The 11,792-nt window shown below is 55.4% G+C and carries 7 protein-coding genes, 1 tRNA gene and 1 other RNA gene; 5 read left to right on the top strand and 4 right to left on the bottom strand.

Annotation, left to right across the window (positions count from 1 at the left end):
* Positions 1 to 268: 268 nt before the first annotated feature.
* A complete protein-coding gene (locus KHW85_RS02905; protein WP_291458730.1) occupies positions 269 to 862 on the top strand; it encodes a LytR C-terminal domain-containing protein in 594 nt (197 codons plus the stop codon).
* A gap of 27 nt (positions 863 to 889) precedes the next feature.
* Here the strand turns inward: KHW85_RS02905 and KHW85_RS02900 are convergent, their stop codons facing one another.
* From KHW85_RS02900 to KHW85_RS02890, 3 genes are all read right to left on the bottom strand, one after another.
* On the bottom strand, positions 890 to 1,444 hold the full coding sequence (locus tag KHW85_RS02900; protein ID WP_048712740.1) for a TetR family transcriptional regulator: 555 nt from the start codon (positions 1,442 to 1,444) through the stop codon (positions 890 to 892).
* Positions 1,431 to 2,894: an MFS transporter gene (locus KHW85_RS02895; RefSeq protein WP_291458729.1), complete on the bottom strand. Its 1,464-nt coding sequence runs from the start codon at positions 2,892 to 2,894 to the stop codon at positions 1,431 to 1,433. Before KHW85_RS02895 ends, KHW85_RS02900 begins: the two co-directional genes overlap by 14 nt.
* Before the next feature lie 149 nt (positions 2,895 to 3,043).
* A complete protein-coding gene (locus tag KHW85_RS02890) occupies positions 3,044 to 4,411 on the bottom strand; it encodes a solute carrier family 23 protein (RefSeq protein WP_291458728.1) in 1,368 nt (455 codons plus the stop codon).
* 232 nt (positions 4,412 to 4,643) lie between these two features.
* Between KHW85_RS02890 and KHW85_RS02885 the strand changes: the two genes are divergently transcribed.
* Positions 4,644 to 5,081 (top strand): DUF4190 domain-containing protein, encoded by a 438-nt coding sequence (locus tag KHW85_RS02885; RefSeq protein ID WP_291458727.1) that lies wholly within the window; start codon positions 4,644 to 4,646, stop codon positions 5,079 to 5,081.
* Positions 5,082 to 5,165: 84 nt separating this feature from the next.
* Positions 5,166 to 5,250, top strand: a tRNA-Ser gene (locus KHW85_RS02880).
* A gap of 191 nt (positions 5,251 to 5,441) precedes the next feature.
* Here KHW85_RS02880 and KHW85_RS02875 read toward each other — a convergent pair.
* Positions 5,442 to 6,539, bottom strand: coding sequence for a type I restriction enzyme HsdR N-terminal domain-containing protein (locus tag KHW85_RS02875; RefSeq protein WP_291458726.1), 1,098 nt, complete (start codon positions 6,537 to 6,539; stop codon positions 5,442 to 5,444).
* A gap of 244 nt (positions 6,540 to 6,783) precedes the next feature.
* On the opposite strand from KHW85_RS02875, the gene ffs reads away from it, so the two are divergent.
* Together ffs and KHW85_RS02865 are read left to right on the top strand one after the other, a co-directional pair.
* Positions 6,784 to 6,881, top strand: an RNA gene (gene ffs, locus KHW85_RS02870) — signal recognition particle sRNA small type.
* A 249-nt stretch (positions 6,882 to 7,130) separates the two neighbouring features.
* The gene (locus KHW85_RS02865) at positions 7,131 to 11,744 is read left to right on the top strand and encodes an SdrD B-like domain-containing protein (protein ID WP_291458725.1); all 4,614 of its coding nucleotides are present in this window, start codon (positions 7,131 to 7,133) and stop codon (positions 11,742 to 11,744) included.
* Positions 11,745 to 11,792: the final 48 nt, after the last annotated feature.

The following is an 11,792-nucleotide window of genomic DNA, read 5'->3' as shown; positions in this document are numbered from 1 at the left end:
TCTGTGTTTGGGGGAGTGCCGGGTGTGTGAGCGGCCGCTATGCGCTCTGAAGTGGGGTTGAGTGTGCAGTGCCGCAGCGTTGCCGGGAGTGCTTTAAGCTGCACTCCCGGCAACTGCTATCTTCTGGTTTCCAGATAAGCGAAGCGCAGCCATTAAGCAGGGAACACTTCCATTGATTGCTGTTATTGCCCTGATTCTGACAATGGTGCTCTACTGAAATTCGGCGTAATTCGTGCACAAAGTAGCGTCGGTGAAGTAGGTTAGTCCTGTGAGTGCACCACAACCCCAACTGTCCCGCCGCGAACTCTATCGCCGCGAACGCCAGCTTAAGCAGAATTCGGTCTTCTCGATCGTCGTTTCGGTGATGGCTGGACTCAGTGTCCTCAGCCTTTTGGTGCTCTCGGGAATTCTTCCCATCCCCTTCCTTAACGGCTTTTCCGCAAAAGTTCAGTACGCCTCGACGGGAGATATTCCCTGCCCTAGCGAGGAAACTCAACCTCTGGCTACGTCCTCGATCAAGGTGCAGGTTTTCAATACGACGTCACGCTCGGGTGTTGCACGCGATGCATCAGACATGCTCAAGAGCGTGGGCTTCCAGGTGGCAGATCCTTCGAATTCCTCGCCTGAATATGCGGGTTCTGCTCAGATTCAAGCGGGTCCTCAGTCTGTTGATGCGGCCTACACGGTCGCGCGCTTCTTCCCCTCATCGCGAGTGACCTTGACTGATAACACCGAACCGGGAGTGACGGTCCTTTTGGGCTCGCTCTACAACGGTGCCCTGACCGCTGAGGATCTGCAGCGTGTTCAGGAAAATCATGATGACCTTAAGGGTCCCAGCACCTGCTTGGCACTGCGGAAATAGCTGAGATCCACCCCGCGCGGGTGAGATTTAGAAGTGTGCCTGAGAAACGTCAGGTAGCGAATCCAAGTACGCCAACGCAGCCGTGATTAGTGCGCGGCGTTCCTGTGTGGTCAGATCGTAGGAATTGATATGGTCGTGCACCCACAGGCCGTCGGCAATGATGTACAGCAGGTAAATATCTGGATCGGCCAAAATTTCTTCGCGAGGAAGTAACCAGGGACCTAAGATTTCATCCCACACCTCGGCGCCCTCTTCACGCGTATGAGTATCAAGCGCCAAAAGAAGGTCTGCGCGGGTCGCGCTTTGCGAGAGTACTTCGACGACGGCTCGTAGGCGTTCGCGGGCGGATAGTTCCTCGGGAGGGGCTCCCGCGGCCTCGAGAAGGCTTGCCCTCCATGACGAGGCCAAGTGCTCGTTGAGCGCCAAAAGTAGCGCAGTGCGAGAGGGGAAGTGGTAGAGAAGGCCGGATTTCGACATTCCCGAGGCCTTCGCGAGGGAGTCGTAGGTCAGTGCGTCCAGGCTTTTCTTATCGATGATCTCCAAGGCGGCCTGGATGAGCTGCGATTTTTTACTCGTGCGCATACTTGGTCTCCTTCGGATTGTCTTTGAGGAGCACGGCTGTTGCGATTGCGGCGCTCAGGGCAACTGCGATCGTAATGGATAGTGTCCATGTATAGGCGGTATCGATGGCGCTTGCGGCCATGGGTGCAAGAACTGGGTCGTGGGCGGAAGCGTCCATGTTATGGGCGACTTCGGGAGCCGCATTGAGAGTGTAAAACAGTGACATCAGTGAACCCAAGACCGCCACCGAAAGCATTGTTCCAAACTCATAGGAAACCGATTCAATTGCCGAGGCCATGCCGGTTCGGCGGGCTGGGGCTGAACCGATGATTGCAGTTGAGGTAACGCTCATAGCCAGGCCAGTTCCTGTACCTAGGAGTGCGAGCGCGATCATGAAGATGAGGAAGAGATTTTCCTTGATCGCGATGATCGCGACGATTCCGGAGATGCTTGCAAGGACGTAACCGCCTGAAATGACGGTTCTAAATCCCACGCGATCGACGTAGCGGCCGCCCAAGATAGCGCCCGGGAACGCTGCTACAGCAACGACGCCTGTGACAAGGCCTGCTTGGAGCGGAGTGAAACCTGCTGAGAGTTGGAAACGCTGGGTTGTCAGGATTTCCATTCCAGAGACCACAAACATACCGAGGAATGCGCCCAAAAATCCCGCTGTGAAGAGGCGGCTGTGGAAGACATCGAGGGTCAGAAGTGGAACCTCAAGGTAATGCTGGCGATGGGTGAAGAGCACCATGCCGATGATAAATAGGACGATGCCGGTCGCGACAAGGGTCGTGTCAATAGGCGTGTGAGCAAGGTTTTCGATTGTGAGAACAAGGCCGACCATGGTGATCATCGCGTAAAGGGAGGACATGAAGTCCCAGCAACGTTTGGGGTTGGGGTAATTGTCAGGAGCAAGAAGGTAAGTACTGACCAAGGCGATGATGACGATGGGAATGTTGATCAGGAAGACCGCTCCCCACCACGTGTGAGTAAGGAGGAATCCACCCAAGAGTGGGCCGATGGCCGAGCCGACGGTTGCTACCGATCCCCAGATACCGATGGCGGTGTTGCGCTCGCGGGGTTCAAGGAAGGTCTGGCGGATGAGCGCAAGGGTTGAAGGCATGAGGACCGCAGCACCTGCGCCGAGGGATCCTCGTGCAGCGATCAGGATCTCGACATTTGGTGCGAATGCCGCGGCAGTGGAAGCGAGACCGAAGATTGCGAGTCCGGCCTCGAACATGCGTCGGTGTCCGATCTTGTCTCCTAGGGTTCCGGTTCCCAATAGAAGGCCGGCCAGAACCAGAGGGTAGGCGTTGATGATCCACAAGCCTTGCTGATGGGTCGTGTGGAGTTCAGATCGAAGGGTAGGAAGAGCGACGTAGAGGATGGAGTTATCGGCTGCGACGATGAACAGCCCCAGTGAAATCACAAGAAGAAACGCCCATCGAGTCCGTGTCGATTCAGTGCGCATGAGCAGATGTTAGCACATAACTGTAACGGACGTCCGGTTTAGTAAGTGAGCTGCGCTCGGTAGGAAATGGTTGGTATTCAGCGGAAAAGAGGTAAATGCCAAGGCCGGGGTGTCCTTTCGGACACCCCGGCAACAGTGATCAGAAACGATCAGGCTTGAGTGGAGCGATGGCGTGAAGCGTAGGGTTCGCGCTCGAGTTCGGATCCTGCCGGAGCCGAAGCGGGCGAAGCCTGCTCAAGGTTGGTTCCACGCAGCTTCGAAATACCGCGCATGCCGTGGTAGACGATGATCGCAGCGGCGGTGCCCAGGGCGATGCCGCCGAAGGTCATGCCGCTGACGTTCCAGGTGAAGTCTGCGATTGCAACAATCAGAGCGATAGCAGCAGTGTTGAGGTTGACCGGGTTGGAAAAATCAACGCGGTTCTGGACCCAGATACGAACGCCGAGCATGCCGATCATGCCGTAGAGGACGGTACCGGCGCCACCGAGGACACCGGAGGGAATCGTTGCGATGAGCGCACCGAACTTCGGCATGAGCGAGAGCAGGAAGGCGCAGCATGCTGCGACCAGGTAGGCAGCCGTCGAGTAGACGCGGGTTGCTGCCATAACACCGATGTTTTCGGCGTAGGTCGTCGTGCCGGAACCGCCGCCCGCACCTGCGAGCATGGTGGAAAGACCATCAGCGAAGAGCGCGCGACCCGTCAGGTCGTCGAGGTTTTCACCGGTCATTGCGGAAACCGACTTCACGTGACCGACGTTTTCGGCGATGAGGACGAAGACAACTGGGATGAAGAGGCCCAGGGTGGAGACGGAGAAGGAGGGGGTCTGGAATTGCGGAAGGCCGAACCATGCGGCCTCGCGAACTGCATCGAACTTGACCTCGTGCTGGATAACTGCGGCAATGTAACCGATGAGCACGCCGAAGAGGATCGAGAGGCGGCCGATGATTCCCTTGAACAAAACCGTGATCAAGCAGATTGAGATGATTGTGACGACTGCGGTGATGGGGCCAGTCTTCACCCAGTTCCATGCGGCGGGTGCAAGGTTCAGACCGATGAGGGCAACGATTGCGCCTGTAACGGTCGGGGGCATGATCGCATCAATCCAGCGCACACCTGCGAAGTGAACGATGATGCCGACAAGAGCCAAGGTTGCGCCGGTGGCGATGATGCCGCCCAGTGCGAAGCTCTGGCCAAGTTCCTTAGTTCCGGAGACTGCCAAGATTGGCGAAATTAAAGCGAAGGACGACCCCAAATAACTTGGGAGCCGTCCTGCAGTGACAAGGAAGAAGAGGAGCGTTCCAATTGCCGAGAAGAACAATGTTGTTGACGGTGGGAACCCGGTGAGCAAAGGAACCAAAAAAGTTGCCCCGAACATTGCAACGACGTGTTGTGCGCCAATTCCAATTGTTCGAGGCCAAGAAAGACGTTCGCCGGGAAGAACTACGTCCCCGGGAGCAATACTGGTGCCATCGCCATGAAGTTTCCAACGGAAGAATCCTGATTGTGCAACAGACATGCTGCTAAATCTCCGATCAGTTAAAAGGTCTGGGCCGAAACCGGTCGGAACATCAGTATAGACCGAAACCTGAGTGTTGTGTGAAAATGCCCGCTATGTGGCGCCTCACAGGACTGTTTTACTTCGCCCGGTTGTGGCGTAATACCGCGGTATTCACCTTGAAGGCATGAGATATGGCATGCTTGAGGAAAGAATCAAAATGTGTAGGTCGCAGGAGTATCGGAGGGTATTCATGGCACTCAATCCCTATGCTCCGGGAGGCAGTGGAACAAGCGCGAGCAATGCTGCCAATCCAGCAACGGCCTCGACCGTCCTGGACCCCTATGGGCCAACTCCACACTTAGAGCCTCCAAAGTCCGAACAGCCGCAGAGCATGGTATTCCCGGGCAGTGACGACACCTCGCTGCTTGATGTGTTTGCAAACCCCGGTTACACGTCTCCCAAACCGCAGGTCAATTCGATTGCAAATAGTGCGGCGTGGGTAAGCGCGCTCTCAATATTCTTCTTTCCCGCGATTGCAGCCGTGATTATGGGAATCATTGGACTTGTCGGTTCGACGAGTATGAACGGTGTGGGACGCAGGGCGTCGATTGCGGCAATTATCGCCGGAGTTATTGGGATTCTGATCTGGTTCCTGGTCTGGATGGCATTATTCTGGCGCTCTTCGTGAGGGATTCCACGCTGAAAGCTGGCGTGAAAATTTCGTGATTTCGACGAATTCCGCTAGCATTACGGGGTGCGTGTTTCACGCTCCGGAGGATTCGCCTAGTGGCCTATGGCGCACGCTTGGAAAGCGTGTTGGGTGCAAGCCCTCGGGGGTTCGAATCCCCCATCCTCCGCAGAAAAAGCCCGGATTCATTGAGAATCCGGGCTTTTTGTTGGTTTTGAGGAGTCTAGTAAGTGGAATAGATTAGAAAGGTGGTGTAGGAACTCTCTGCTTCCACACCACCTTTCGGTAACTTGAACAGCTACAACTGGTGTTGCATCACTATTCTTAATAGCTCAGCCGGTATTCCACAGTGACCCTGTTTTACTGCCACCTTCTAGCTGCCTCGCGAATTGCATCAACGTGAAGATAGATGTCCTCAACGGCAGAGATGTCTACGCGCGTTTCATTCTTGTTGTCATCAAGGAATACGAGGTACTTGTTCCGTCCGTTGAAGTAACAGCGCAAAATTGGGCGCCGATTATTGTCATCTACGAGCACGGAGAAGTAGCTCTTAGCATCGCGCCATGCAATGCGCTCGGGAGGCAGTTCCGCACAGGCAATTGCTTTAACGATATAGAATGCCGCGAGCTCATCCTCGGTGGTTTCAATGTCAGAAGAGCCTCGTGTTGGTGGCTCGTTTGTTTCAGGGTCTGTAGCAATTTCAAAGGAGCTCGTCACTGTTGAGGGAATCACGGTGTTACTGTCAGCACCCAGAGCGTTCTTGAGGCGATCATTGACGCGTTCCGCGAGGAACTGGTTAATTGCTTTACTGGTCAGAGGAATGAACTTCTCGAGAGCAGGTTGAGTGAGACGGCCACTGTACACACGAGATGCGAAAAGGCGGATGAAATCACTAGATGGCTCCCTGAACTCTGCCGCAATTTCGCGTTTGATTGCTCCAACGTACTTCAGCTCTTCTGCCGCGCTCATAATTGAGTCGAGGTCAAACTGATCCTTGGTGAGCTTCCGCAGTTCAGGAAGAAGAGTTTCGTCAATATCGGCAAGATCCAAAACGAGGAATGGCTTTTCGTCCATCTTGTTTGGCTGCTCAAGATCCGTGTAGAAATTGTATTGCCGTCCATTCGTAAGGATTGCAATCCTCGCGTTTGTTACCGAGAAATAGCGGAATAGTTGTCCTGCATGTGAGGGTGTGAGATCGCCGCTGATCTTCTTGCACTCGATAAGCATTCGGACAGTTCCCGCGCCCATGATTGCGTAATCGACTTTTTCGCCGCGCTTGACTCCGATATCGGCGGTGTATTCAGGAATGACCTCTTGAGGATCAAAAATGTCGTAGCCAAGAACTGTGGAGATGAATGGGAGGATGAACGCAGTCTTTGTCGCTTCCTCGGTTTCTGTTTGTTCCCAGTTTGTTACAACGCGAGAAGCGAGGAGCGACAGCGAGTCTTCAAATGTCATGATGCGCGCCTTTACGAATCGATCACTAGCTTGGCAGATTTGTCTGCCTAGCTAGATGATACAACTCGCATAAAATATTCTGAAAATTGGCTCCTAATAAGCTGATTTGCTTGGTGGTGACTCAAGGCACCCTCATCGTTGCAATGATGACGTTGGCCGACAGATCTTTGGTACTTCGTGAGCTATAGCGCTGGTCCACGCTTCTCTGGGGTCGCCGCGCGCGCCTTGCTCTGTGTAAACTGTTCCCGGATCCTCCGCGTGACGGTATCATCCGAACCTCCCCAGGGCAGGAATGCAGCAAGGATAAGGGTGCGCTGCCGGGTACGCGGGGGATTCTTTTTTACCTGGGTACTCATGGATTGCGAAATCTGCGCTGTGTAAGTGCGCACATGTGGTTGTGGCAGCCTATCTGAACCATCAAATAAGACTTTCAATTTTGGCTTCTTAGAAGCCAATTTGTTCACCTTGAAAACTTACCTATGTACGCAGCTCAATACTTATTTTCGATACAAAAATGAATCTCTATATACGGTGTCGCTCTTAACAAATAGACTTGCCCTGACCCATCTCTACTTTCAACAGGAGAACACAGTGCATAACGTCGGTTCGCGCTCCCTGTGGCGTCGCGCCGGTCAGATTCTGTCCATCTTGATCGTCGCAACCCTCGTGGTCTTTGGACTGGGAAATACTCCCAGCCGGGCCGCAACTCCCGTCCTCAATGTCAGCATCACCCCGGAAAAGACTTCATACAACTCCGGCGATACTCAGAAATACACCGTCTCTTGGTCGTGTACTTCGCTGACCGAGGACTGTGTGGACTCCGTCATTAAGGTGCGTATCCCTCACGCTGTTAACCAGAGTGGTGACGCTGTGGATAAGGCAGTGGCGGCAAACCTTGCGGCAACTGCCACTTCAGGAACACCCGCAGTGAGCGCCAACCTCACTCAGGGAACGGCTACAACCGACGCCTACGTTACCTACAACATGGGACGCATTCCGGCGGGTAACTCCTATCAGGCTGTCATTACCTTCGAGATGCCGAATAGCTACACGCCCGATCAGTCGACCGTTTCTCCCGAGGTTTCATTCACTTCGGCGGATACGACCGTGACCGACGACACGAAGGTGACGAACCATGCGGAAACTACTCTTGGCCTGACCAAGAAGAAGCCCACCGCCATTGGCCCAAAGGGAAGCAATGTCACCTATTCGCTGACACCGACGATTTCCTCTGGAACGCTCGGCCCGAACCGAGGCAAGCTCGCCATGACCAATGTGAAGCTTGTCGACAAGCTTCCCTCATGTGCAACCTACGTCAGCACTACTTCCCAGGGCACGACTGATGGATCTGAGTTCACCGGAGTAGAACCGACCTACGACGCAGCGACGCACTCTTTGACCTGGAACCTTGGAACTCTGCTACCCAATGTCGTCAACTTCCAACTCAATGTCACTCTGAACTATCCAACGAGCTGCGCAGATAACACGGTTACGAACACCGCAACCGTTACGGGTAGCCCCTACGGTGATCCCACGAAGACCGCATCCGCTAATTCCTCGGTCTCACACGATTTTGCGGACAAGGTCTCTTATGGGGGTACCTTCTCCAAGAATGCACTGCAGCAGTTCAAGCGCGGTCAAAACGGCATGTGGTTGTACTGGTACAACAACACCTCAAACATGCCGGTTGTTCTGGAATACACCGACTACCTCAGCTGCGCCCTGACCTCACCAACTGATGGATCGACAGACTGCGCTAACCCTCTGATGTTCGCTCGCGGGGCAGAGCTCAACACAACTTCTCCGGTCGAATTCACCTACTGGACCAACAAGGGCAACACAGGAACGCAAACCCTGGCGGCCTCGAAGAAGTTTGACGCTTCAGGTCTGGCAAGCGACGAATACATCACGAAGTTCCACTACAAGCAGACTTTGAGCCCCTCAGAGAGCGGCCGTTTCATTGTCCAGGGTCAGATCAACGCAAAGACTCCGACAACCGAAGCTGGCGCCGACTACGTGCGGGCGGATACAAACTCCAGTGCTTGGAAGGCTGGAACCGATCCCTCGTGGGTTCGCGTGCAGAACTGTGTCACCGACCTGTCGATGAAGTCCGAAGATGGAGCGCATACCATTGGTATCCCCGCGGATAACCTCTGTGACATCCTCCTGCTTGAAACCTCGCGTCCTTCGTACTACAACGCAAAGTCGACCATTGCGAACTCCCAGGCAGCCCCGGGACAGGAAGTAACCTTCTCGATCGTTGCCAACAACCGCACGATGTCTGCCCCGGCTCAGCCGATTATTGCTGACCTTCTTCCCTGTGGCATGACCTACGTTGAGAACTCGGTTTCAGGCGGACCCAAGGGCTACACCGCAACTGTTGATTCCTCGCGTTGGGTGACGGACGCAAGCGGATGTTCTCGCCAATTGGTGACCATCACGTGGCCAGGTTTCAAGGGAGTTGACGCAACAGGCGTCACCTTGCGCGGCCTTGTTACGAACAAGATGAAGCCCGGAACATACACGAACCAGGCATTCATCTCTCCGGCAGAGCGCGAATACCAGAACGCAGATCCCTGCTTCTACTCCGGCACCACCGATATCTATGACATCAATGCCAATGGCTCTGTCACCGATAAGGTCTGCCCCGTGACCTCGGGAATGAGCGTCAACGAGTTGGCAGCCGCCGGTGTTGTCCTCGAAAGCCTCGGCTCGGTCCCCGGATCGGTGTACATGAAGTACAACGACGGCACCTCCCTCATTCGCCAGGGTGAAAACGGCACCTTCCGTATCACCCCGACCAACACCGGTAACGCCAACCTGTCGGATATGACCGTTTACGGCACCCTGCCGCACGTCGGCGACACTGCGGTTCGCACCAGTGCCAGCCGTGGTTCTGAGTGGGCACCCATTATGACCGGACCGATCCAGGTCCAGGCTGGCGATGGAATTGACCCCTCTCAGGTCACCATCGAGTACTCGACCTCATACAACCCCTGCCGCGGTGAGGTCATGGAACGCGGAAAGTCCAAGGCTGACGCTCCTGCGGGATGCGATAACAACTGGACCTCGAACCCGAGCTCGTGGAGCGACGTTAAGTCTTACCGCGTCTATATCAACGGCAAGACCAACCCGATTGAGGGCGGCGCATCGATCCCTCTCATCGTCCCAATCAAGGCGCCTGATAACGCTGATGGCGTGGCCTACGAATCGGTTGCAATCGCAGCAACTCAGGCCTCCTCAAACCAAGCGGTCTTCCCCAGCGAACCCTTCAAGGTCGCTATCGCCTCGGCCTTCGACGTCGCGCTGAACAAGAGCGTTACTTCCGATGCCTCGGCACTCTCGCCCGGCGATGAAGTAACCTTCCGCGTCGACGCCGGGAATACGGGTCAGGGACTCTCCGCGAACACCAAGGTTTTGGAGAAACTGCCTGACGGCGTCACCTTCGTGAAGTCCGAATCCTTCATGTGCCCCACCGGCTACGTGTCGGGAACCCCGGATGCGTGCGAGGCCGGCGCCGCTGCAGGCACCTACGATGTGAACAGTGGAGTGTGGACCGTCGGCGACCTGACCGCGGGAAGCCACGCCTCGCTGTACGTGACAGTTCGTTTGAACGACGGAACAGATGGCAAGACCATCACCAACAACGTTGAATTCAAGGATCTGCCTCCCTACGACGTGAACTTGAACAACAACAAGGCCTCGACGACCATCACCGTCAAGCACCGTCTCTCGGGCAAGGTGTACTTCGATAAGAATGACTCCTCGTCCTACACAGCCGGTGAAGAGGGCTTCAATGGTGTCACCGTGAACCTTGTGGACGCAGCCGGAGCAGTTGTTGCCACCACGACGACTGATGCAGATGGTAACTACTCCTTCACAGGGCTCAACGCGGGTACCTACACGGTGAAGGTCGTCAAGGATGGCCAACTCGTCAACCTGACCCAGACCGAGGACCCCGACGGCACAAAGGACAACGCCTCCGGTGCGATCACGCTTAACGCGGATAACCCGGTTCGTGAGAACGTCAATTTTGGGTACGTGAAGAAGCATGCAATCTCAGGCAACATCTACCTGGATGAAAACCGAGATCAGACGAAGAACGGTGAGGACGTCAACCTCTCGGGCGTGACGGTTACCCTGGTCGACGGCTCGGGCAATGTTGTCGCAACCACCACCACTGACGCCTCGGGAAATTACAACTTCCCCGGCCTGAGCGACGGTACCTACACCGTCAAGGTGGATACGACGGGCAAGCTGGCCGGCCTCGAACAGACCGAAGATCCCAGCGGTGCGAAGAACTCGCAGTCAACGCCCATCACCTTCACGCGTAATGATCCGGATGTCACCAATGTGAATTTTGGTTACGCGAAGGACTACTCGATCGCCGGTAATGTCTACCGCGATTCGAACCGTTCCGAATCCAAGGACGCAACTGAAACCCCCTTCCAGGGTGTCACCGTGAACCTGGTCGATGCTTCGGGCAATGTCGTTGCAACGACCACGACCGATGCGGATGGAAACTACTCCTTCTCCAAGTTGCCTGCAGGCGACTACACCGTGAAGGTTGTCAAGGATGGCGTCATCAAGGACATGGACCAGACTGAAGACCCTGACGGTACGAAGGACAGTGCCTCCGGCAAGATTTCGATCGGTGCGGATAACCCGACCCAGACCGGTGTGAACTTCGGATACATCGAGAACAACTCGATCAGCGGCACGATCTTCCGTGACGAGGCCCGTAACGGCGTTAAGGATCCCAGCGATCCCCGTTTCCCCTCGGTCAAGGTGACCTTGCTCGATGAGAACGGAAACGTCGTGGCGACCACGACCACGGATTCGAATGGCGCATACAAGTTCTTGCACCTGCCCGATGGCAAGTACCGCGTGAAGGTTGATACGACCGGTGTCTTGAACGGCCTAGAGCAGACTCTTGATCCCGATACGCTCAAGGATTCTCAGTCCGAGCTTATTGAGCTTGGAGAGTCGAACCCGACCGTTGAGAACGTCGACTTCGGATACATGGAGAAGGAAGTTCCTGCGGCTCCGCAGCCTCCGCAGCCTTCGAAGCAGCCGACCCCGAAGACTCCCGGTTCTCAGTTGGCACGTACGGGTGCCGAGGCCGGAGTCCTGAGTGCGGGTCTTGCCGCACTCATCGCGGGTGGTGCGCTCCTTGCACTTCGTCGCCGAGGCCGCATCTCCTAATGCGTGTTGCTGCCGCTGAGTCGGTGGCATAGACGCGAGTGAGTGGAG

The organism is Actinomyces sp. oral taxon 181, from assembly GCF_018370895.1.
In the GTDB taxonomy this organism is placed as follows: Bacteria; Actinomycetota; Actinomycetes; order Actinomycetales; family Actinomycetaceae; genus Pauljensenia.
Note: the sequence above shows the minus strand (reverse complement) of the source record. Positions and strands in the feature narration are given on the sequence as shown.

Excerpts from the sequence above, each read along its gene's own strand:
- KHW85_RS02890 (WP_291458728.1), bottom strand. The coding sequence starts at position 4,411 with ATGTCTGTTGCACAATCAGGATTCTTCCGTTGGAAACTTCATGGCGAT.
- KHW85_RS02895 (WP_291458729.1), bottom strand. The coding sequence starts at position 2,894 with ATGCGCACTGAATCGACACGGACTCGATGGGCGTTTCTTCTTGTGATT.
- KHW85_RS02900 (WP_048712740.1), bottom strand. The coding sequence starts at position 1,444 with ATGCGCACGAGTAAAAAATCGCAGCTCATCCAGGCCGCCTTGGAGATC.
- KHW85_RS02885 (WP_291458727.1), top strand. The coding sequence starts at position 4,644 with ATGGCACTCAATCCCTATGCTCCGGGAGGCAGTGGAACAAGCGCGAGC.
- KHW85_RS02875 (WP_291458726.1), bottom strand. The coding sequence starts at position 6,539 with ATGACATTTGAAGACTCGCTGTCGCTCCTCGCTTCTCGCGTTGTAACA.